Here is a 20,673-nt window from a genome sequence, read left to right as displayed (position 1 = left end):
TATTGTGTTGGGGTATTGTCTTCGTTGATGGTATAATACCAGTAAATCGATCCCCATAATTGAGCTTTATAAGGGGACCCAGGCGAGGAGAAAGATCAATGGAATTTGCGAGCAAGCTGAAGGAGTTACGACAGCAGAGGGACCTTTCCTTACGCAAGCTTGGTGAGAAATCGGGCATCAGCTACTCTATCCTGAATTCAATCGAGAATGGCAGGATTCATCCATCCAGAGATAATGTGATAGCCCTTGCCTATGCGCTGAAGGTTGAGCACAATGGAGAACTGCTGGCCATTGCCGGGTATGCCACTGAAGGGGAAGAAGATCAGTAATGGACAAGCAGCGCAGAATTGAGCTGCTGCATAGAAAATAAATGTATAGGTGGATAAACATGAGCGATCTTCATAAGAATAAGTGCAATGAATTGCGGGACCAGCTTCATCAGTATGTCCAGGAGAACGATGATTTCGTTCAAGGTGTGATGAGTGCTTTGGATGCTCTTGAGCGGGAGCCGATCATGCTGGATAATATGGAGAAGCTCAGCCAGGAAAACAGGAGATTAAAGCAGGAGATCGTTAGACTTAGGGATATTCTACACAGCAAAGACGAAGGCAGTATGTCCAGCAAGCTGCGTGATGCACTTAGGGAGTAACCTTCAGATGAACAATTGGGAGCACTGCAGCTAAAAAATGCATGTGCATTAGCCGATATGTATGATGTGGGCTTTAATATTGAACCAGGGAAGCAGGTAATAACATGGATATTAGTAGTGCATTAGCTGCTGTCAGTACTGGAGATGCTTTGAAGCAAGCCGTTGGAATTACCTTGTTAAGCAAAGTACAAGATACACAAGCTGCCCAGGCAGCTGTGATGCTGCAGGACTTTGCTGCGGCTCAGCATCCGAATCTAGGCAAAACGTTGGATATTCGAATTTGATTGCCCACAATCTATTGGGAACAGGGTTGAGCGTCTGCGATTAGCGGAACTTGACCCTGTTCATGGTTTGAATGGTTACCGTAAACGAGGATTGGCATCTGCAAGAGAGGCTTGCCAGGCAAGCCTTCCAGCTTTCAATATATGTGTAGGAGGATCGCATTATGCAAACAAACGGTAATACAACGATCATCATCGGCCATCGCGGGGCGGCGGGAGAAGCTCCTGAAAATACACTGGGTTCATTTGGGCTCGCTGTGGAGCAGGGAGCAGAGGCGTTAGAGCTCGATATCCACGAATCTGCGGATGGAGCACTTATCGTATGCCATGATGCCAGTGTGGACCGTACAACCAATGGCCAAGGCTTGATTAGCCAAATGACACAGGAAGAGCTTCAGCAACTGGACGCGGGCAGCTGGTTTTCCCCCCATTTTGCTGGAGAGAAGCTTCCTGTATTAGAAGAGGTGTTCGCGCTTATACCACATAACATCCTCATTAATATAGAAGTGAAGTGCGCCTATAGCAGCCGTCTGGAGCAGCGATTGCTGGAGCTTCTTCAGCAGTTTGACCGTTTGCATAACGTGATCGTATCTTCCTTTGATCATAAAATATTGGTTCGTCTGAAGCAGGCGGAGCCTGTGCTTAAGATTGGCCTTTTGTATGTGGCTAATTTCCAAAATCATCGGAAGATGGCGGAAGCGACAGGTGTCGAGGTATATTCACTTCATCCCCAATATCGTTTGCTTGAAGCTGAGGACGTACAGGATGCGATACAAAACGGCTTATATGTGTATCCCTACACGATTAATGATGAAGAGGATCTGCGCAAGGCACTGGATGCTGGTGTTTCTGGTATCATTACGGACTATCCAGGAAGATTGAAGGCATTGCGAGACACCCGTTAAGCGAAACAACGGAGCGTATAAAGGTTAATCAATTCGATTTTTCTCAAGAGAAATTTCGATCTGGCAAAACAAATAAGGGCTGTTCCTCATCCAAAGTGGCTGTGAGGTGACGCCCTTATTTGCTCATACCCGATAGATCGCATTAATTCAGCAGATGTCGATACGCGCTGTAATCGATCTGCTTTTTGTCCAGGTAGGAGGTCAAGCTATTGTAATCGCGTTTGGGAGTGGCCAAAATATAACCTTCGATGCAATGCTCCCGAGTGATCGAGGAGGCGTTGCCTTCCAATGCGAGTTGTGCGATCCGGGCAGCAATCGAGTGACGCGCAATATCCCGGAATGGCGATGGCACAGGATCGACCAACACATCCAACAGCGCCTTGGACTCATCGGTCCACAGATGCCGCGACGTTTCTACGTAATGATTTTGCCAATCAAGCTTGGACTTGCCATCGGCCTTCGGCAGCACCTTCATAAATTTGCGGAACATAAAAAAGCCGCCAATCGACATAAACGTGATGAGCACGAAAACCCAAAATAATATAAACCACATAAACCAAGAGTTCATCGTAATTGTCACCTCATGCTTAGTATAACTTATTTTGTTGATCATCAAAAGTACTCTTGGCGCTTACGCCCTGACATTTCACTTGATATTTCTAGATTTATTGCTCCAATCCTAGTAAAATGGAGAGGTGTGAAAAATAAAGGAGATGAATCCTGCGATGCCCAGAATAGGTTCCCACGTATCGTTTTCAGATAAAGGATTGTTGAATGCTGCGACAGAGGCTGTATCCTACGGCTCTTCGACGTTTATGATTTATACAGGTGCCCCGCAAAATACACGCCGTAAGCCGATCGAAGAGCAGTATGTCGAAGAAGGCAAAGCGGTGATGGACAAGCATAACATGAGTGAAATTATTGTACATGCGCCCTATATTATTAATTTGGGGTCTTATAAGGAAGATACGTTCGAGCTTGCGGTTCGTTTCTTACAGGAAGAAATTCGGCGCACGGATTATTTGGGTGTGAGGCAAATTGTACTCCACCCTGGCGCTTATACGGATATGGATGCGGAATTTGGTCTGAAACGGATTGCTCAAGGACTGAATGAAGTGCTCGAAGGCGTCAAGGACACGAATGTGAACATTGCTTTGGAGACGATGGCAGGTAAAGGTTCGGAGCTTGGACGGAGCTTTGAAGAGCTTGCGGCGATCATTGGCATGGTAGGGGATAACGGAAAGCTGTCCGTCTGTATGGATACGTGCCACATTCATGATGCTGGCTATGATATTATTAACAACCTCGACGGGGTACTGGAGCATTTTGACAAGGTAGTCGGGTTGGATCGTATTGGTGTGGTGCATCTGAATGACAGCAAAAATCCGAAGGGCGCAGGTAAAGACCGCCATGCTCCGGTCGGGGCTGGATGGATCGGTTTTGAAGCAATGAACCGTATCGTTCACCACGACAAGCTGAAGCATCTACCGCTTATTCTGGAAACACCTTGGATCGGCAAAAACGATAAAACACAGCGGCCGATGTACGAAGTGGAAATTGCTTTGCTTAACGGTAATGTGGAACAGCGCTTTGGCGGTCAATTTATGGAAGATGTAGAACGCTTGTCCCATTTCTTTACGAAACGGGATATCGAGCACAGGGATTTCGTGCTTCAGACCTGGGATGTCTTGAAAACTGATGCCAAAGCCAAGAAGGCTGATGGACGCGAGCCCATGGAACGGTTGTTTGATACCGTAAGTGAAGAACGTTTGTTCCCTGAGCTAAGCGAAGAACAGATCAATCAACGGATAACTGGTTGGTTTGCCAAGGGCAAGTAAACCGCCCAATCTATAAAATGAATCTATAAGGAGCCAGTCGTATTATGACACCGAATATAGCACCAAAGAGTATTAGAGATGATTTGAAAAACCGGGCCAGGATGCTTGTAGCCTGCCCGGACCAGCCGGGGATCGTTGCGGCGGTTTCACGGTTTTTATTTGAGCATGGAGCTAACATTGTCCAGTCCGATCAATACACGATTGACCCGCAAGGGGGAATGTTCTATATTCGAATCGAATTTGATCTGGATAATCTGGATGGACGTCGGGAACAACTGAAGAGTGAGTTTGCCAAAGTAGCAGATCGTTTTAGCATGGATTGGTCAATTAACCGTGCAGGTCGCAAGAAGCGTCTGGCCATCTTTGTTTCCAAGGAGGATCATGCTTTGCTTGAGCTGCTGTGGCAGTGGCAGGCTGGAGATCTGGAAGCAGAGATCGCGATGGTTATTAGCAATCACAATGATCTCCGCGGTTTGGTAGAATCGTTCGGGATCGCTTATCACCATATTCCGGTCACTGCCGACACGAAGGCTGAAGCCGAACGCAGACAGCTTGAATTGGTCATGGGTCAAGTTGACGCTGTTGTGCTGGCAAGATACATGCAGATTATTTCACCTAAATTTATTGAACATTTTGCCAATCGGATTATTAATATTCATCATTCATTTCTACCCGCCTTTGTTGGCGGCAAGCCTTATGCACAGGCTCATAATCGTGGCGTGAAAATTATCGGGGCCACTGCACACTACGTAACCGAGGAGCTTGACGGAGGTCCGATTATCGAGCAGGACGTCCAGCGCGTCAGTCATCGTGACAACGTTGACGATCTAAAACGAATTGGCCGCCATATCGAGCGAATTGTGCTGGCACGCGCCGTTTCGTGGCATGTAGAAGATCGGGTTATCGTGCATGGGAATAAAACTGTCGTATTTAATTAAATAGCAGAACACACAAAAAAAGACTGTACCTTTTTCTTAAGGGCAGTCTTTTTGGCCTATATTCAGTCTGGAATCAACCTCCAGCAGATTGTTGAGAAGCAGGCATTTGAACGACCGTTTTGTTTTTGCCGGATCGCTTGGCGATATAGAGTGAAGCATCTGCTCCTCTGAACAGAGCTTCCTTGCCTTCGCCTGTGGCATAATTTTGCAGACCTATACTGATCGTGGCAGCTTTGGAATCCAATTCGGGGTGCAGTGTTAAATTGAGCTTTTGGCGGATCTGCTCGGCAATGAGATACGATTGATCCATCGACTTATCGGCAAAAATAATGGCAAATTCCTCACCCCCATAACGAGCGACAAAGTCGTTGGAAGTTACGGTTTCTTTGATGATCAGGGCAACACGCTGTAAAATAATATCTCCCACCCAATGACCATAGGTATCATTAATGTGCTTGAAATTATCGATATCGAGAATAGCTAGCTGCAGTGGAAGGTGGTTGCGTTCATTTTGATCAATCAGTTTTTCCAAATATTCATGAAAGGTTTTATGGTTGTATAGATCCGTCAAAGCATCCATCTTGGAAAGCTTGTCCATAATAATCGTTTTGACCAGCAGCTCCTGTTTGGTCTGCGTGGTGTGCTTCAGATTGTTAAGCAGTTCAATGCCGTTGCTTGAAATGGTCATAGCGATAACAGTCACCCCGATATAGAGAAACAGGATGCCAATCAATTCATTAGTTTGCATGCTGACACGAAGAATTGGGGAGAAAGCGTATAAAGCCGTAAAGCTGACAATGACCAGGCAATAAGCAAGCAGGATACGGTTCTTGTTAAAGGAGAGTACGGACGTGAGTATCGGGAATATATAAATCGCGGGTACGATGCCAATCGTCGGGTTCATATAAATAATGCTGGATGCGTAAATAATACCGGTCACGATTAAAAGATCGTCGTTATGGATCTTGCGATAGCGGTACAGCATTTCGACGACTCCGGTAATGCTTGACAGCACTAAGGTTTGCATGACCAGTATATAGAAAAACGTGTAGGGAGCCGAGAACGTTTCCAAACGATGGATCAGAAATTCCAACACGATGGTCAATATAATCGTTATCCAATATAAGTTGAGCATCTTTCGATAGGTTTGACTTTTATTAGCCAACTCTAATAATAAATGATTCATGATCGACTCCCATCGTTCAAATTACCCCTATATTCTAAATCCGAATACTACATATTCGTCAACGCAAGGAGAATTCCTTCGTATGCGGTTTACTTTTAAAAAATGATTTTTTTTTGGTTGTCCGCAGGTTTTGGCTGGCAAACCGAAACGGACAATGGTAAAATGGTGCGAGTGAGCTTTTTTGTGCTAAAGGCTTTTATGCACACGTTAACATGATCGATATTTAGCTGTGTGGAGTCCAAATTGCGCCAACAAATTTAGGAGGTTCTATTTATGACGGTAATTAATAAAGCGATCGAACAATTATCCATCGATACGATTCGTACGTTGTCGATCGATGCAATTGAAAAAGCGAAATCCGGACATCCCGGTATGCCAATGGGTGCTGCACCTATGGGGTACGAGCTGTTTGCGAAATTTATGAATCATAACCCAGAAAATCCGACTTGGATTAACCGCGACCGCTTCGTATTATCCGCGGGCCACGGATCTATGCTGCTATACAGCTTGCTTCACTTAAGCGGTTATGACCTGCCACTGGAAGAGCTTAAGCAATTCCGTCAATGGGGAAGTAAAACTCCGGGTCACCCTGAGGTTGGACATACAGCGGGTGTAGACGCAACTACGGGTCCTTTGGGACAAGGCTTGGGTATGGCTGTTGGTATGGCGCTTGCAGAAGCACAAATGGGTGCTGTTTATAATAAAGATAAATTCCGTGTAGTGGATCATTATACATATGTGATCTGCGGCGATGGCGACCTGATGGAAGGTCTTTCCTCCGAGGCAGCTTCACTGGCTGGACATTTAAAGCTGAGCAAGCTGGTTGTTTTGTACGATTCCAATGATATTTCGCTCGACGGCGAGCTGAACCTGTCATTCTCCGAAAATGTCATGCAGCGTTTTGAAGGTTATGGCTGGCAGGTGCTTCGTGTAGACGACGGTAACGACCTGAATGCCATTCATGAAGCTGTGAATCAGGCTCATACGGATTATCGCCCTACTTTAATTGAAGTGAAAACGGTAATTGGATACGGCAGCCCGAACAAAGGTGGCAAGGGCGGACATTTGGGACCGCATGGTTCCCCGCTTGGTCTTGAAGAAGTAGTGTTAACCAAAAAGGCATATGCTTGGGAAGCAGAAGAAGATTTCTTCGTTCCTGCGGCTGTAACTGAGCATTTTGCTGAAGTGAAGAAAAAAGGTATCCAAACTAACGCAGCTTGGGAAAAAATGTTTGCTGAATATGCTAAAGCTTATCCAGAGCTGGCTAAGCAGTTTGAAACGGCTATTAGTGGCGACCTTCCTGAAGGCTGGGATAAGGATATTCCAGAAGGCGCACCTGCTGATAAAGGAACACGTACGGCTTCCGGTATCGTATTGAATGCTATTGCCAAAAATGTACCTTGGCTCGTGGGTGGATCTGCTGACCTGGAGTCCTCCACAATGACGCATTTGAAGGATCTTGGCGTAGCAACAGCCAAAAATTATAACGGCCAAAATATTTATTATGGTGTTCGTGAATTCGGTATGGGTGCTGCGGTTAACGGAATGCTGCTGCATGGCGGCTTGAAAGTATTCGGCGGTACGTTCTTCGTATTCTCGGATTACCTGCGTCCGGCAATTCGTCTGGCTTCCATTATGGGTGTACCGGCTATCTACGTATTTACACATGACAGCATCGGTGTCGGTGAAGATGGTCCTACGCATGAGCCTATCGAGCAATTAGCTGCACTTCGCGTGATTCCGGGTGTTACCGTGATCCGTCCGGCAGATGGCGACGAGACAGCGGCAGCTTGGCGTTATGCGGTTGAGAACAAAAAAGGTCCTGTAGCCTTGATCTTCTCCCGTCAAGCAGCAGCAAAACTAGATGGTACTGTGCAAGCGAAGGATTCACTTAAACGCGGTGCCTATGTAGTGTCCGATGCGGACAATGGTCAACCACAAGCACAGCTGATCGCTACCGGTACAGAAGTACAACTGGCTATCGCTGCACAGAAGGAACTGGCTGCAGAAGGAATTGCTGTTCGTGTCATCAGTATGCCAAGCTGGGAGCTGTTCGACAAGCAATCCCAGGAATACAGAGATTCCGTTATTCTTCCTGGCGTTAAAGCGCGTCTTGCCATTGAGATGGGACATTCATTCGGTTGGGATCGTTATGTGGGTGATCAAGGCGATGTATTGGGTATTAACCGCTTTGGTGCTTCAGCTCCGGGCCCTGTTGTTATTAAAGAGTACGGCTTCTCGGTTGAAAATGTAGTAGCACGTGTGAAGCAGCTGCTGAAATAAGAAAGAATAGTGAAAGGAGAACCCAACCATGTCACAATTTGAGCAAGTGAGCGTTATTAAAAAAGCGAATATATACTTCGACGGAAAAGTAACAAGCCGTACAATCGTATTCGCCGATGGCACTAAAAAAACGCTTGGTATTATGCTGCCTGGTGAATATGAATTCGGAACGGATACCAAGGAAATTATGGAGATTCAAGCCGGAGAACTGAGCGTGCTGCTGCCAGGTACGACGGAATGGCTGCAAATTAACGGTACAGGTGAATTCACTGTTCCGGCTAATGCCAAATTCAAGCTGGAAGTCAAAACAGCTACTGATTATATTTGTTCATACATTGCCGAATAATAGCTTTAAAGATGAAAAACAAATACCCTGTCGCCCGCATGAATGGCGGTTGGACAGGGTATTTTTTGGGAATACGGGTATGGCGAAAAATTTATTGTGTCGTGGATTCGTAATCACCGGATATGTAAGGATAAATAGCGATATAATCTTCGATTTTCAGACGTACATAAGGTGCCAGTCCGGATAACATACATCCATAGCGGAAGCTTCCGTTGTCATTATCAATTCGGATGACCCGGGCGGTGATGGGAGGGAGATCCGCTTCCTTCGGGAAATGGATGACGACGAACATATCCATCGATAGCGGGAAAGAGGATACGATCTGCATACCGCTTTCTGATAAATCATAGAGCTTGCCCTCTATCGTTTGTCCGGTGAATGAGCCTTCCTGCTCCCATTGATGGACAGATAAAATAAGCGGGATATCGATGTGTAAACGCGTGTTTTTGCGGCGCTCGTAGCCGGAAGCTTGCTTGACGACCAGCGTCTGCATCCATTCTTCATAGCATTGAACGATTGCGCTCATATCCTGGTCACCGAAACCTTTGGATAAACCGATCTGGAACAAGTTGGTTGCTGCTTTCTGCAGCGGCAAAGGCAGTTGATAGCTGTTGGATAGTTCACCTGCCAGTAGTAGATCCTTGAGCATTAATTGCAGTGAAAATTGTGAGCTGAAGTCACGGTTGATGATCTTGCTGCCTTTGGATTCAGCCTGTTTGCTGGAAGCTCCACCTGCGAGTACAGCTTCAATAAAACGTTCAGGATCGAGACCTGCTTTGGTTGCTATCGTCAGACCCTCGATAAAGCCAAGCAAATTGACTGCGGCTATCGTGTTGTGAGCGAGCTTCGCTGAGGAACCGGAGCCTGAAGGGCCCATATAGATGACCTTCGTTCCAATAGCTTCAAAAAGCGAACGCTGTTTGTCGAGTGCCGCGAATCTGCCACCAGCCATAAAGGCGAGTGTGCCGTTCTCAGCTGCCGGCTTGCTGCCTGTAACAGGGGCATCCAGAAAGTCAACAGCGCGCTCCAGCAAAGCTTCGTGAATCTGCCGGCTTGTATCGGGCGAGATGGTGCTGCAATCAATTACTGTCTGGCCAGCAGACAAACCGTGAATGATTCCTGTAGTACCGAGAATGACCTCCAATACAGCAGCATCGTCCTTGAGCATGGTCATAATGACATCCGTTTCCTGTGCAACTTCAACGGCTGAACTTACAGCAACGGCACCAAGAGCGACGACCTCTGCGGTCTTATCCGCTGTGCGATTGTAAACCTTTACAGAATAACCCTTGTTCAATAAATTGATTACCATGGGCTTACCCATAGTGCCAAGACCAATAAATCCTACCCTCATTAGCTAATCACCTCTGCTCTTATTGTAGCATTTCAAGCTGACTGAGGGAATGATGGACTTGCAATTCAGTTCCCAATTACAGTATCCTATCTTTATGTACCCATGATAATGATTATCAGGAGGATGACAAATGAGTAACAAGCTAAAATTTGATTACAGCAAAGCTCTTTCTTTTATCCAGCAGCACGAGATTGACTATTTAGCCGATCCGATTCGATTGGCCCATGATCAGTTACATAACAAAACAGGAGCGGGTTCCGACTATCTGGGTTGGATCGACCTGCCAGTTGATTATGATAAGGAAGAATTCGCTCGTATTCAACAAGCGGCCAAGAAGATCCAGTCCGATTCGGATGCGCTTGTTGTTATTGGTATCGGGGGTTCATACCTTGGAGCTAGAGCGGCGATTGAAATGCTGTCCCATTCCTTCTATAACCTGCTGCCCAAGGGCAAGCGCAAGACGCCTGAAATTTATTTTGTAGGTAATAACATCAGTTCGACGTATGTGACTCACTTGCTGCAGCTGCTTGAAGGCAAGGATGTCTCCGTCAATGTTATTTCCAAATCAGGCACAACTACAGAACCGGCTATTGCTTTCCGCATATTCCGTGAGCTGTTGGAGAAGAAATACGGTGTTGAAGAGGCGCGTAAGCGGATCTATGCAACGACGGACCATTCCAAGGGAGCCCTGAAGAAGTTGGCAACAGCTGAGGGATATGAATCCTTTGTTATTCCTGATGATGTAGGTGGACGTTATTCCGTGCTGACCGCTGTTGGCTTGCTGCCCATTGCTGCTGCCGGTGTCGATATTGAAGCAATCATGAAAGGCGCGGCGGATGCGAAGGAAGTATACAGCAATCCAAAGCTGGAAGAAAATGAAAGCTATCAATATGCAGCTGTTCGTAATGCCTTGTACCGTAAAGGCAAAACAACAGAAATTTTAGTTAATTATGAGCCTTCTTTGCACTTTGTATCGGAATGGTGGAAACAGCTGTTCGGAGAAAGCGAAGGCAAGGACTACAAGGGGATTTTCCCGGCTGCTGTTGATTTCTCAACAGATCTGCACTCCATGGGGCAATTCATTCAGGAGGGGAACCGTACGTTGTTTGAAACCGTGATTCAGGTTGCGGAAGCAGCAGAGCAAATTACAATCGGTACGGACGAGAAAGACTTGGACGGGCTTAATTTCCTGAGCGGAAAAACGATGGATTTTGTTAACAAAAAAGCGTTCGAAGGCACGATGCTGGCACACACGGATGGTGGCGTACCGAATCTGATTGTGACCATTCCGGATACAAGTGCATACACATTTGGATACATGGTTTATTTCTTCGAGAAAGCTTGCGGAATCAGCGGCTATTTGATGGGTGTTAATCCATTCGATCAGCCGGGTGTTGAGGCTTACAAGAAGAACATGTTTGCTCTGTTGGGCAAGCCTGGATACGAGAAAGAAAAAGCAGAACTGGAAGCTAGACTTACCAAGTAATGTATGTTGATGCTGGATCGAGCGGCGCACCCTTAGCTTATTGATGGGTGTGCTGCTTTTTTGCAAATCAGGTACTGATGTGAGGTTAAGGAGGGAGCTTGCTAATGCTGGCTCAGTACAAAACGGTCAAAGGGCCGGGAGTCGATGAGATGGTGATCAAGAAATCCCGGTTTATCGGACATGCGAGGCCAGTGGCTACAGAGGAAGAGGCTGTACGTTTTATCGAAAGCATCAAAGCGCAGCATAAGCTGGCTAATCACAACTGTTCGGCTTACATGATCGGGCAGCGGGACGAGATCCAGAAGCAATCTGACGATGGAGAACCGAGCGGGACAGGGGGCCGTCCGATATTGGAGGTCATCAAGAATCAGGGCTTGAAAAACGTCGTCGTTGTGGTTACGCGTTATTTTGGCGGAATTATGCTGGGGGCTGGTGGACTGATTCGTGCTTATACCGATGGAGCTGTTATTGGTATCGCCGCAGCCGTCCCGGTCTATCAGGTATTGCATAAGGAAATACGTGTGGAGATCGATTATACATGGCATGGCAAAATGGAGAACGAGCTGCGTGGTCGCAAAGTGCTGGTTGAAGACACCCATTTTACGGACAAGGTAACCCTGATCTGTTTGCCGACTGCAGGCGAAGCGGAAGCTTTTATTGGATGGGTACAGGATGTTACACAGGGTCAAGGCGTGATTATACAGGGTGATGAACGCTACATAGAGCATGCAGTAGGGAATCAGGATGGGGCGGGCACCACAGGCATATAAGATCATTATCAGATCATATTGCCGGTATTTCCTCTTGCTATACCATGATTAAATGATAAACTATGAGTTGTGAAGATTTTCCTGAGAGTATCCACAGAGAGTGAGTGAATGGTGTTGGCCAGAAAAGCAGTAGCGCAAGAGCTTAGTCGCGAAAGGATTCTGGAGGGAGCACGACAGCTTTTCGCTGAACACGGGTATCAAACTTTAACGATGCGCAGTATCGCCCAAGCCATGGGATACAGTCACGGAGCGCTGTATTATCATTTTAAGGAAAAAGCGGATTTATTTTATACTTTGGTTAATGAGGATTTCAATATGCTGCTGAATCGTCAACGCGAGATGCTGGCACGTACCCGTATGGGCGATGTTGGACAATTGCAGAAGCTGATGCAGGAGTTTATCAGGTTTGGTCTTGAGAATCCTTATCATTATGAAATTATGTTTATGATTAACGATCCGGAGCTGCAAAAATACTCACGTACCGAGCAGGCTGAATGTCTCGATTTATTCGCGACAGTAGTGCGTTCCGTTATTGCCCGTCAACCGAATAATGAGTCGAAAATGTACAGCCTGCCCTGGAGTCTGTTCATGTCTATGCATGGATTTATTTCTTATAATATTCATTACAAGCAGTCGTATGAGGATGTCAAAAAGCTGGCCGAGCAGCATGTGAAGTTTTTGAGTGAAGGCTTGCTCAGCTAGATGTGAATTGAACCAGAGCATGTCGCTGTCGAGGTCCATCAAATTCACAAAAGTAAATACCTTGCCAACGACCGAGAATCAGCCGCCCGCCTGCTACGAGTACAGTTTGTGAGGAGCCGACAGTGATCGCCTTGAGATGGGCAGCCGTATTGCCTTCGGCGTGTTGGTATTGGGGATGCTCCCATGGATAGACTTCATTGAGACGCATAAGTACATCTCTTTTTACATCAGGATCTGCATTCTCATTAATGGTTATGCCTGCAGTCGTATGTGGGCAATAAATGACAGCGGTACCATCCTCGATCGCATCCTGCTTTAAGAGCCTGGTTATGTGTTGAGTGATATCGATCATTTCATCGCGGTGGTTGGTTTGAAGATGTAGGGTGTGAATCATGGAAATCGCCTCCTTGTCAGCCTATTATAAACTATCCTCGGTGTCATCACAAAACGTGGTATAATAAACGAATGACTACAAGAGGACAGGTTAGCCTATTGGCGAGCTGGGTCGGGAAAGGATGACAAGAGCCATGGATTTAACAGAAAATACGTTGGCCAACACGGAAATCATGATGGAAGAAATTAAAAAAAAGCTGCGGATGGCAAGTGGAGCTGCACTCAAGGCATCTTCATTGAACGATAATCAATATGAGGATTTGAAAGACCTGTACGAAATGGTAGCTTCTAAATCGAAATTCAGCATTAGCGAGATTGAAGCGATAACCGTCGAATTAGGCCGATTGCGTAAAGTGTAACGGTACAACTGTACAAGCAACTGGGTGTTGACTTCCATACTCTATAGCGTAGCCTGAGACACGGTAAGCCGTGCAACTCGGGTATGGCTTAAGAATGGAGGTTGATGACATGCGTCCAACGATTCTCAAGAAGGATGTTCAGAAGCTGCTGGGCAAGAACATTTATGCAATCAAAAAAGACGGTACAGCTGTAAGCGGCAAGCTGGTTCGCATCAGTGGAAACCGTTTGATCGTGGCTCCCTCAAAAGGTAAAGCGAGAGTATCGGCATTAATACCACTCGTATTATTCGATCTGTTGGCAGTGGGTACGGCCCCTTTTGCCGGTTATGGTGGGTATGGAGGTTATGGTGGGTATGGAGGATATGGTGGTTACGGTGGTTACGGTTACGGAAGTCCTTTTTTCTTTTAACATCATTAAATAGGTCTGACTGCTTCCCTGAGGAAGCAGTCAGGCTTTTTTTATTTGATGCAGATAATGAACGGCAAAGCGGTTTAGCTCGAAGTGTGCTCCGTGCCTGTTATACTCAAAATTTCGTCGATAATCGCAGCTCTTCCATTAGGTGTCCAGCTCATGCGGACCCATTGCGGGATGGGCCTCACTTGATTACTTTGGACGGCCTGAATGGAGTTCCATGCATGCGTCCTGCGCATGCGTTCATAGATAGCCTCGCTGCCAGCACGAACGTTTTTTTGCAGCACAAATACATAGTCAGCCTCCAGTGGAGGCAACCATTCAGGCTGTACCTCCAACGATAGAGAATTCAAGGGCACATTTCTTCCCGGCTTTAAACCAAGGTCATGATAGATCAATTCATTCAAAGGATGGTTGACGGTACCATGTATTCGCACACAAGCGTGGGTAACCTGCATGACACTGACCGTCTTGTTCTCCATGCTATGATGCAGCATACGCCGCGCGGACGTAACACGCAGAGCAAGTTGGTTGAGCGTAGCTTCAGCTTCCTGATGCCTGCCAAGCATGGAGCTCAGCTTGCGATAATTGACAAGCCAATCCGGACTAGTCAGCAGTATCGATGATGCGGCCAACTTGTTGAATTGATGATGGAAGCCCTGATGGTATCGATCTCCTATGATCAGGTCTGGCTGCGCACGAGCGAGCTCTTCCCATTGGGCAGCTAGCAGGTGCTCATATTCAGCATCGGACATACCCGGATAGCGGCAGCAATTAATCGAGGCGACAGGCTCGATACCAAGCGATAGCAGGTTATCATGAAACCGGGTGCAGGAAGCGACAGCAATCCTCATCCGGTTTCGCTTCATATACAGTGTAGGAGATACACCTACTGTGCGATGGAACACACGGCTAAAATAAAATTCGTCTTCGTAGCCGACAGCCTTGGATACCTCCTTGATCCTACAATCCTGCTGGCCCAGCAGCTCCTTTGCATTGTCCATGCGCAGACGACTTAAATAAGCAACAGGAGTTTCTCCAACCGTTTTTTTAAACAAGCGGGAAAAGGAGCTCGCTGTCAGTCCTGCCATTTTCGACAAAGTTTTCATCTCCAGCTGTTCATCAAGGTGTGTTTGCATATAAGCAAGTGCCTGCTCGATACCTTGTGCAGCAGGAAATTCAGTCGGTTGTTGTTCCGTGGAATGCTCGATAATGGTAAGGAGCAGCTCCTGAAATTGTAAATGGTGCTTGAATGGATCATTCGGCTGGAGGCTGTCCTCATACAGCTGTTGAACTTTATGAAGAAGGGTATTCGATTTGCGGATAGGGATAAGGCCAAGGGGAAACAAAGGTGTATCTGTGCCGTGTAAATTCAACATTTTGTGACTGCCTGCGGCTGAGGCTGTTGCTTGTGAACCGACATAGTGCTCAAGCTCCAGGGAGTAGTAGGCCAGGTTCTCGGACTCCACAGATAGCTCTATGTTCATGCCTGGAGTTAAATAATATAATTGTTGAGGTTCAAATTCATAACGCTTCTGATCTATGAGCACAGTGCCTTTGCCTTGGGTAATCAAGCAGAGCATCGAAACCGGAAAATGGCTGTACTGCAGTTTGTACCGCTTATGATGCCGACGGCTGCGGATGGAGGTAAGAAAACATACAGAATGGGGCGTTGGGGAGCTGGGTTTATTTGTCATAAAAACGAGTCTCCGATCCAGTAGTTCGATTCAATCCTTTAGTAACGATAATGATTCTCAATAAGATGATTAAAACAAGGATATTGTGCTTTGTCAATCTTTTTGGATAGCAAAAACCCCTCATTCTCACAAATGAAGTGAAAACGAAGGGCGAATAACTTTTGAGTAGACTTATTGGATACCAAAGTGGGTGTAGAGATCATCCAGAATCAGCTTGGCGGCCAAGGCACCTCCACCGAGATTCCACGTGATGGGATCAACCTTGAAATATTTTCCGTTCTTAACTCCCTTTAAATCTTTCCAAATCGGGTGGGTGATCCACTCCTGCTGATATTGAAGAGTGTTTTTTTGATCGGGAAGCTGCGTGGTGATATCGAATATATAATCACCGTCTAACTGAGGAATATGCTCTTTGGAGATGAGATTGACCCCAGAGCCGGTAAGGCCTTCAATCTGTTGTGCCTTGGGAATTGGCAGGCCGAGCTCTTTAATAATTAAACCGGGAAAGCCGGTCACATAAAATTTGGCGCTGTTATCTTTTTCGAAACGGATGATCGAAACCTCGGTTGTAGGCAGCTTGTCGCCCATCTTTTGTTTGAACCCGGCTATACGAGTATTCCAGTCCGTTATGATTGTCGCTTCGGCCTCTTGTTTATTCAAAGCGTCTGCCATCAGTTTGATATTTACCTTCCAATCAGCCAAATCTTTGGTTACAATGGTGGGCGCGATGGAAGAAAGCTGCGGATATATTTTTTCGTGACGAACTTTGGTTGCGATAATAAGGTCTGGCTTGAGAGCAATAATCGCTTCGATATTCGGCTGCGATTCCTCACCGAGGCTCTTTACCCCATTCATGGTGCTGCCCAAATAGCGGAACCATGGTTTCTGATCGACAGATTCTACCGCACCGACAGGCTTGACTCCAAGTGCGACTCCAATGTCGACGGCGCCGGCAAATAAATAAACAACACGCTCCGGTGTTTTGTTGAGAGTGAATGTGCCCATTTCATGGGTTATCGTTTTATTGACTATAGCGGTGCTGCTGTTCTCTTTGACAGGTACTGCTTCCTTCGGTTGAACCGCTTCAGTAGCGGCGGGTGCTGAATTACCGGGACTGCCACCAAGATTGGTGTGAGTAATGCCGCAGCCTGCCAGAACCAGCAGCAGGATGAGTCCGATTAAAATAGAAATGTGCTTCATACTTCTCTTCTCTTCCCCCTGTTTAGTTAGCATCTATTGATAATGATTTTCATTATTGATGCTAACCTTCTGGGCGTTGGAAGTCCATATCGTAATTTGTCTGTTATTTTGTATTTTTTTGATACTCTACTAGTTGGTCAATAATTGCCCTTCTGCCACCAGACGTCCAGCTCATACTAAACCAATTGGGAATTAACATAACATTACCTTGTTGAACGGCTTTGATCGCCTTCCATGCATGCGTACCGCACATTTGCTCGTACATGTTTTCACTGCCCGCACGCAGATGGTTTTTTTGAATAAACAAATGGTCGGTCTCCAGCGGAGGAAGCCATTGCGGAGCCAACTCAATGCTTTTGGTTTGCAGGGGCATATTGCTGCCGGGTTTTAAACCAAGCTCCTGGTAGATCAGTTCATTGAGGGGATGATCGATCGTTCCCTGAATCCTGACAAAAAGGTGGTTGACCTGCATGAGCGTAACCGTCTGATTAACCATACTGCGTGCAAGCAGTCTCCGTGCTGCAGTCGTATGTAAAGCCAACTGGTTAAGTTCCTGCTCCGCCTTTTCCTCTCGTCCAAGCAGCTCGGCTATATTTCGATAGTTGACGCTCCAATCTGGATCTACGGCAAACATCACGGTAGGTGTAATCCTGATTAATTCCTCCTGAAACTCTTGATGGAACATGTCGGCGATGATGACGTCGGGCTGAGCGTGCTCAAGCTCCTGCAAACGGCAGGACAAAACATGAGCGTGCTCGCTGTCTCCCATACCGGGGTATTTGAAGCAGTTCACATGAACGATAGGCTCAATGCCAAGTGAACGCAGGCTGTCCTGGAATTTCAAGCAAGAGACAACGGCGATCTTCAACCTATACCTCGTCATGAAAAAAGTAGGGGATACGCCGACCTTTTGCTGGAACATTCGGCTAAAATAAAACTCATTTTCATAGCCGACTGCCGCGGATACATGCTTAATCTTGTATCCGGGTTTGGACAATAGGTGTTTGGCACTTTCCATGCGCAGTTGAGTCAAATATTCAATGGGGGATACCCCTATGGTTTTCTTGAATAATCGGGAAAAGGAGCTGGTCGTCATCCCGGCCATTGCCGCAAGCTTGACCATGTCGAGCTTGCCTGCAAAGTTCGATTGCATATACGCTGTGATCTGCTGTATGCTGTGCCGAATTAAAGGTTTCACGGAATCATGGACAGGAGCCTGAAGAATTTGCTGCAGCAGCTCCTGGAATTGAATATGAGACTGGAAAGGATCCGCAGGCTCATTTCTTTTCTCATAGAGGGAGCGAAGTAGTGCTTGAACATTTGCGGGATCTTCCATAGGAATATAACCCGCAGGAAATGCAGGCAGAGGCGCACGGAGTAGTTGAATGCTTTGATGGTTTTTACCCACAGCAGCACTTGTGAAATGTCTGAACATAACTGTGTAATACTCGATCGACTCGGACTGTAAAGCGATTTCGATATCCATGTTGGGCTTGAATATATAGAGCTGCAGAGGTTTGATTTCAATAAGCTTACTATCGATCAATAGTGTCCCCGTGCCCTTGATAATGAAGCAAATCATTGTGACCGGAAAATGACGATATCGCAGCGGCTCCTTACAGTAACGACGTTTGTGTATCGAGTGCAGAAAGTAAATCGAATACGGGGCTGGGTATCGCGGCTGGTTATTCATGAGCAGGTCTCCAATCCATCGCCTGAATCGATAATAATCAAGGATAGCCAGACGAACCCTTCCTTGTGCGAAAGGTTCGTCTGGCTCCTGTTATACGGCATTACGATTTGTGTACAACAAATAAATAAAGAACGGGGCGCCTACTGCAGAAGTAAACACACCTACAGGGATGTCCAAAGGGAGAAAAAAGGTGCGGCCAACGAGATCGGCAACGACGACAATGATCGCTCCAAGCAGCGCAGAGACAGGCAGGATACTGCCGAAGCTGGTTCCGACCAACTTGCGTGCCATATGTGGGGCCAGCAGTCCGACAAACCCGATACCACCGCCCACGGAAACTGCTGATCCGGCCAAGGCAACACTTAACAGCAGCAGCACCAATCGATTGCGCTCTACATGGCTTCCAGCGCTGGCAGCGACATCGTCCCCGAGCTGTTGAATATTGACGTGCCGAGCCAACAGGAAGGCTAATGGAATCAGAATGACAGTCCACGGCAGCAGCGTAAATACATTTTCCCAATTTGTTCCGTATACAGATCCCGTCAGCCATAGATAGGCTTGGCCCGCATCATTTTTGGGACTGAAAATGATCATCATCGTGGTCATGGCCGACATCAGGGTGGAGACTCCTACGCCAACCAGAATAAGACGAAATGGGGTGACTCCTTTTTTCCAGGCAAGCGCATAGAGGACAACGGCCACAACGGCTGCTCCGAGCATGGCGGATACCGGAAGCAGTCGTATACTCATCGTTTTGGCGAAATAAGTCAGAAAGACAACAGCCGCTACGGCAGCACCACCTGTCACGCCCAATATGTCTGGTGACGCCATAGGGTTACGGATCATCCCTTGCAGGATCGCGCCTGAGGATGCTAATGAAGCCCCGATCAGCAGTGCCAGCAATATGCGAGGAAGACGCAGCTTTTGAATAATCATGGTTTGATCCTCAGCGCCTATACCTAATACGCTGCGAATGACATCAAAGGGCTTGATATACATTTCTCCAAGTCCTGTACTGACCACAAATGCAGTCGTGCATACAATGAGCAGCGCTGCAATGACGAGCACGGTTCTCTTATGAATTAAGAAGGATATACGCCCGCGGACAGAGCGGATGGGGACATACGGTTTCATGTTTTGGCAATCCCCTTTCGAGCCATATAGATAAAGAACGGAGCTCCGATCATGGCGGTCATAACACCAACCGGCATTTCTTCAGGAATCATAATAAAGCGGGCTACCAGATCGGCCAAAATCAGCAGAATCGCACCGAGCAGCGCACAATAGGGAATGACCCAGCGATAATCCATTCCAACGAAAAATCGGGATATGTGCGGAATGACAATGCCGATAAAACCGATGGGTCCGGCTACAGAAACGGAGCTGCCAGCGAGAACGACAATGATGATCGCTGCCACCGTCTTGATCACAACTGTACGCTGTCCAAGGCTCTTGGCAGTATCCTCACCCATCAACAGTAAATTGACATCGCGTGCAATGACGCAAGCAGCCAGCCAGCATACGATCATATAAGGAAGCACAGCAAGCAGCATGTCCGGTGAGCGTCCGGCGATGGACCCGGTTAACCAGAATAATACACTGCTCAGTACTTGTTTGTTGACGACCAGCATCGCTTGTGTCAATGAAGAGAATAAAGCTGTCATCGCCGAACCCGCCAAAATAATTTTGATAGGCGTTAAACCGTCTCTTCCCATGGAGCCGAGCACATACACAGCTGCTGCAGCGACAGCAGCTCCCAGGAATGAGATCCACATCAAAACGGAAAGCGAGGAGACGGATAGTACCGTTGCTGCGAATACGATGAAAAAAGTAGCCCCTGCATTCACACCAAGCACACTTGGCGCTGCAAGTGGATTGCGGGTTAATGCCTGCATCAGGGCTCCGGCAATAGCCAGACTGGCCCCGATGGCTGCTGCGATGAATGCCCGTGGCATACGTGTCGTATGTATAATCACCTGTTCACGCACGTTTTCATCGTAATGCATGAGCGTTTGCCAAGCGGTGGCGAATCGGAAATTGGTAGCTCCAAACATAATACTTGAGATTAGGCAAACCAGCAATATTAAAGCGGCTGCGACCAATCCCGATACTCTCCAAAGATTAGCGGTCATGGATATCCTCCAGAAATGTCCTGATGATGCATAAGAGAGAATGAGCCCA

At 46.9% G+C, this 20,673-nt stretch carries 22 protein-coding genes; 13 read left to right on the top strand and 9 right to left on the bottom strand.

Translation table 11 applies throughout. The features are described from left to right. The first annotated feature begins 98 nt into the window (after positions 1 to 98). From OB236_RS36225 to OB236_RS36210, 4 genes are all read left to right on the top strand, one after another. Positions 99 to 329, top strand: coding sequence for a helix-turn-helix domain-containing protein (locus tag OB236_RS36225; RefSeq protein WP_262688390.1), 231 nt, complete (start codon positions 99 to 101; stop codon positions 327 to 329). Between the two features lie 59 nt (positions 330 to 388). Then, a complete protein-coding gene (locus tag OB236_RS36220) occupies positions 389 to 649 on the top strand; it encodes a hypothetical protein (RefSeq protein ID WP_262688389.1) in 261 nt (86 codons plus the stop codon). Positions 650 to 753: 104 nt separating this feature from the next. Continuing rightward, positions 754 to 933, top strand: a complete 180-nt coding sequence (locus tag OB236_RS36215) for a YjfB family protein (protein WP_262688388.1) — start codon at positions 754 to 756, stop codon at positions 931 to 933. Between the two features lie 161 nt (positions 934 to 1,094). After that, complete coding sequence (locus OB236_RS36210) at positions 1,095 to 1,835, top strand: glycerophosphodiester phosphodiesterase (protein WP_262688387.1); 741 nt, start codon at positions 1,095 to 1,097, stop codon at positions 1,833 to 1,835. 142 nt (positions 1,836 to 1,977) lie between these two features. Here OB236_RS36210 and OB236_RS36205 read toward each other — a convergent pair whose 3' ends face one another. Beyond that, positions 1,978 to 2,403: a DUF2621 domain-containing protein gene (locus OB236_RS36205; RefSeq protein ID WP_076229659.1), complete on the bottom strand. Its 426-nt coding sequence runs from the start codon at positions 2,401 to 2,403 to the stop codon at positions 1,978 to 1,980. Positions 2,404 to 2,560: 157 nt separating this feature from the next. Between OB236_RS36205 and OB236_RS36200 the strand changes: the two genes are divergently transcribed. Then, on the top strand, positions 2,561 to 3,673 hold the full coding sequence (locus tag OB236_RS36200) for a deoxyribonuclease IV (protein ID WP_262688386.1): 1,113 nt from the start codon (positions 2,561 to 2,563) through the stop codon (positions 3,671 to 3,673). A gap of 44 nt (positions 3,674 to 3,717) precedes the next feature. After that, complete coding sequence (purU, locus tag OB236_RS36195; protein WP_262688385.1) at positions 3,718 to 4,611, top strand: formyltetrahydrofolate deformylase; 894 nt, start codon at positions 3,718 to 3,720, stop codon at positions 4,609 to 4,611. A 73-nt stretch (positions 4,612 to 4,684) separates the two neighbouring features. On the opposite strand, the gene OB236_RS36190 is transcribed toward purU, so the two are convergent. After that, complete coding sequence (locus tag OB236_RS36190; protein WP_262688384.1) at positions 4,685 to 5,797, bottom strand: GGDEF domain-containing protein; 1,113 nt, start codon at positions 5,795 to 5,797, stop codon at positions 4,685 to 4,687. Positions 5,798 to 6,070: 273 nt separating this feature from the next. Here OB236_RS36190 and tkt point away from each other — a divergent pair, with 273 nt between their 5' ends. Both tkt and ppnP read left to right on the top strand, forming a co-directional pair. Further along, positions 6,071 to 8,080, top strand: coding sequence for a transketolase (tkt, locus tag OB236_RS36185; protein ID WP_262688383.1), 2,010 nt, complete (start codon positions 6,071 to 6,073; stop codon positions 8,078 to 8,080). Positions 8,081 to 8,108: 28 nt separating this feature from the next. Then, the gene (ppnP, locus tag OB236_RS36180; protein ID WP_076229664.1) at positions 8,109 to 8,426 is read left to right on the top strand and encodes a pyrimidine/purine nucleoside phosphorylase; all 318 of its coding nucleotides are present in this window, start codon (positions 8,109 to 8,111) and stop codon (positions 8,424 to 8,426) included. A gap of 91 nt (positions 8,427 to 8,517) precedes the next feature. Here ppnP and OB236_RS36175 read toward each other — a convergent pair whose 3' ends face one another. Then, positions 8,518 to 9,780: an NAD(P)-binding domain-containing protein gene (locus OB236_RS36175; RefSeq protein WP_262688382.1), complete on the bottom strand. Its 1,263-nt coding sequence runs from the start codon at positions 9,778 to 9,780 to the stop codon at positions 8,518 to 8,520. 130 nt (positions 9,781 to 9,910) lie between these two features. Between OB236_RS36175 and OB236_RS36170 the strand changes: the two genes are divergently transcribed. From OB236_RS36170 to OB236_RS36160, 3 genes are all read left to right on the top strand, one after another. Next, positions 9,911 to 11,266: a glucose-6-phosphate isomerase gene (locus OB236_RS36170; RefSeq protein ID WP_262688381.1), complete on the top strand. Its 1,356-nt coding sequence runs from the start codon at positions 9,911 to 9,913 to the stop codon at positions 11,264 to 11,266. Positions 11,267 to 11,370: 104 nt separating this feature from the next. Continuing rightward, positions 11,371 to 12,036, top strand: a complete 666-nt coding sequence (locus OB236_RS36165) for a YigZ family protein (RefSeq protein WP_262688380.1) — start codon at positions 11,371 to 11,373, stop codon at positions 12,034 to 12,036. A 114-nt stretch (positions 12,037 to 12,150) separates the two neighbouring features. Beyond that, the gene (locus OB236_RS36160; RefSeq protein ID WP_262688379.1) at positions 12,151 to 12,738 is read left to right on the top strand and encodes a TetR/AcrR family transcriptional regulator; all 588 of its coding nucleotides are present in this window, start codon (positions 12,151 to 12,153) and stop codon (positions 12,736 to 12,738) included. Here the strand turns inward: OB236_RS36160 and OB236_RS36155 are convergent. Next, complete coding sequence (locus OB236_RS36155; RefSeq protein WP_076229668.1) at positions 12,731 to 13,132, bottom strand: secondary thiamine-phosphate synthase enzyme YjbQ; 402 nt, start codon at positions 13,130 to 13,132, stop codon at positions 12,731 to 12,733. The genes OB236_RS36160 and OB236_RS36155 overlap by 8 nt on opposite strands. A 133-nt stretch (positions 13,133 to 13,265) precedes the next feature. On the opposite strand from OB236_RS36155, the gene OB236_RS36150 reads away from it, so the two are divergent. Both OB236_RS36150 and OB236_RS36145 read left to right on the top strand, forming a co-directional pair. Beyond that, positions 13,266 to 13,490 carry a DUF1128 domain-containing protein gene (locus OB236_RS36150; protein ID WP_262688378.1) on the top strand — a complete coding sequence of 75 codons (225 nt, stop codon included), beginning with the start codon at positions 13,266 to 13,268 and terminating at the stop codon, positions 13,488 to 13,490. Between the two features lie 109 nt (positions 13,491 to 13,599). After that, complete coding sequence (locus OB236_RS36145) at positions 13,600 to 13,899, top strand: hypothetical protein (RefSeq protein WP_262688377.1); 300 nt, start codon at positions 13,600 to 13,602, stop codon at positions 13,897 to 13,899. Between the two features lie 83 nt (positions 13,900 to 13,982). On the opposite strand, the gene OB236_RS36140 is transcribed toward OB236_RS36145, so the two are convergent. The 5 genes from OB236_RS36140 to OB236_RS36120 form a co-directional block, all read right to left on the bottom strand. Then, positions 13,983 to 15,599 (bottom strand): helix-turn-helix domain-containing protein, encoded by a 1,617-nt coding sequence (locus OB236_RS36140; protein WP_262688376.1) that lies wholly within the window; start codon positions 15,597 to 15,599, stop codon positions 13,983 to 13,985. 171 nt (positions 15,600 to 15,770) lie between these two features. Next, a complete protein-coding gene (locus OB236_RS36135) occupies positions 15,771 to 16,799 on the bottom strand; it encodes an ABC transporter substrate-binding protein (RefSeq protein WP_262688375.1) in 1,029 nt (342 codons plus the stop codon). Positions 16,800 to 16,902: 103 nt separating this feature from the next. After that, positions 16,903 to 18,492: an AraC family transcriptional regulator gene (locus tag OB236_RS36130; protein WP_262688374.1), complete on the bottom strand. Its 1,590-nt coding sequence runs from the start codon at positions 18,490 to 18,492 to the stop codon at positions 16,903 to 16,905. 90 nt (positions 18,493 to 18,582) lie between these two features. Continuing rightward, entirely contained in the window at positions 18,583 to 19,626 is a 1,044-nt protein-coding gene (locus OB236_RS36125; RefSeq protein WP_262688373.1) for a FecCD family ABC transporter permease, read from the bottom strand. Beyond that, a complete protein-coding gene (locus OB236_RS36120; RefSeq protein WP_262688372.1) occupies positions 19,623 to 20,624 on the bottom strand; it encodes a FecCD family ABC transporter permease in 1,002 nt (333 codons plus the stop codon). Before OB236_RS36120 ends, OB236_RS36125 begins: the two co-directional genes overlap by 4 nt. Positions 20,625 to 20,673: the final 49 nt, after the last annotated feature.

This window comes from Paenibacillus baimaensis, from assembly GCF_025567575.1.
This window is presented reverse-complemented; position numbering and strand designations above follow the sequence as displayed.

Bases quoted from the DNA above. Each gene is read 5' to 3' on its own strand.
- OB236_RS36225 (WP_262688390.1), top strand. From the start codon at position 99: ATGGAATTTGCGAGCAAGCTGAAGGAGTTACGACAGCAGAGGGACCTT.
- OB236_RS36220 (WP_262688389.1), top strand. From the start codon at position 389: ATGAGCGATCTTCATAAGAATAAGTGCAATGAATTGCGGGACCAGCTT.
- OB236_RS36215 (WP_262688388.1), top strand. From the start codon at position 754: ATGGATATTAGTAGTGCATTAGCTGCTGTCAGTACTGGAGATGCTTTG.
- OB236_RS36210 (WP_262688387.1), top strand. From the start codon at position 1,095: ATGCAAACAAACGGTAATACAACGATCATCATCGGCCATCGCGGGGCG.
- OB236_RS36205 (WP_076229659.1), bottom strand. From the start codon at position 2,403: ATGAACTCTTGGTTTATGTGGTTTATATTATTTTGGGTTTTCGTGCTC.
- OB236_RS36200 (WP_262688386.1), top strand. From the start codon at position 2,561: ATGCCCAGAATAGGTTCCCACGTATCGTTTTCAGATAAAGGATTGTTG.
- purU (WP_262688385.1), top strand. From the start codon at position 3,718: ATGACACCGAATATAGCACCAAAGAGTATTAGAGATGATTTGAAAAAC.
- OB236_RS36190 (WP_262688384.1), bottom strand. From the start codon at position 5,797: ATGAATCATTTATTATTAGAGTTGGCTAATAAAAGTCAAACCTATCGA.
- tkt (WP_262688383.1), top strand. From the start codon at position 6,071: ATGACGGTAATTAATAAAGCGATCGAACAATTATCCATCGATACGATT.
- ppnP (WP_076229664.1), top strand. From the start codon at position 8,109: ATGTCACAATTTGAGCAAGTGAGCGTTATTAAAAAAGCGAATATATAC.
- OB236_RS36175 (WP_262688382.1), bottom strand. From the start codon at position 9,780: ATGAGGGTAGGATTTATTGGTCTTGGCACTATGGGTAAGCCCATGGTA.
- OB236_RS36170 (WP_262688381.1), top strand. From the start codon at position 9,911: ATGAGTAACAAGCTAAAATTTGATTACAGCAAAGCTCTTTCTTTTATC.
- OB236_RS36165 (WP_262688380.1), top strand. From the start codon at position 11,371: ATGCTGGCTCAGTACAAAACGGTCAAAGGGCCGGGAGTCGATGAGATG.
- OB236_RS36155 (WP_076229668.1), bottom strand. From the start codon at position 13,132: ATGATTCACACCCTACATCTTCAAACCAACCACCGCGATGAAATGATC.
- OB236_RS36150 (WP_262688378.1), top strand. From the start codon at position 13,266: ATGGATTTAACAGAAAATACGTTGGCCAACACGGAAATCATGATGGAA.
- OB236_RS36145 (WP_262688377.1), top strand. From the start codon at position 13,600: ATGCGTCCAACGATTCTCAAGAAGGATGTTCAGAAGCTGCTGGGCAAG.
- OB236_RS36140 (WP_262688376.1), bottom strand. From the start codon at position 15,599: ATGACAAATAAACCCAGCTCCCCAACGCCCCATTCTGTATGTTTTCTT.
- OB236_RS36135 (WP_262688375.1), bottom strand. From the start codon at position 16,799: ATGAAGCACATTTCTATTTTAATCGGACTCATCCTGCTGCTGGTTCTG.
- OB236_RS36130 (WP_262688374.1), bottom strand. From the start codon at position 18,492: ATGAATAACCAGCCGCGATACCCAGCCCCGTATTCGATTTACTTTCTG.
- OB236_RS36125 (WP_262688373.1), bottom strand. From the start codon at position 19,626: ATGAAACCGTATGTCCCCATCCGCTCTGTCCGCGGGCGTATATCCTTC.
- OB236_RS36120 (WP_262688372.1), bottom strand. From the start codon at position 20,624: ATGACCGCTAATCTTTGGAGAGTATCGGGATTGGTCGCAGCCGCTTTA.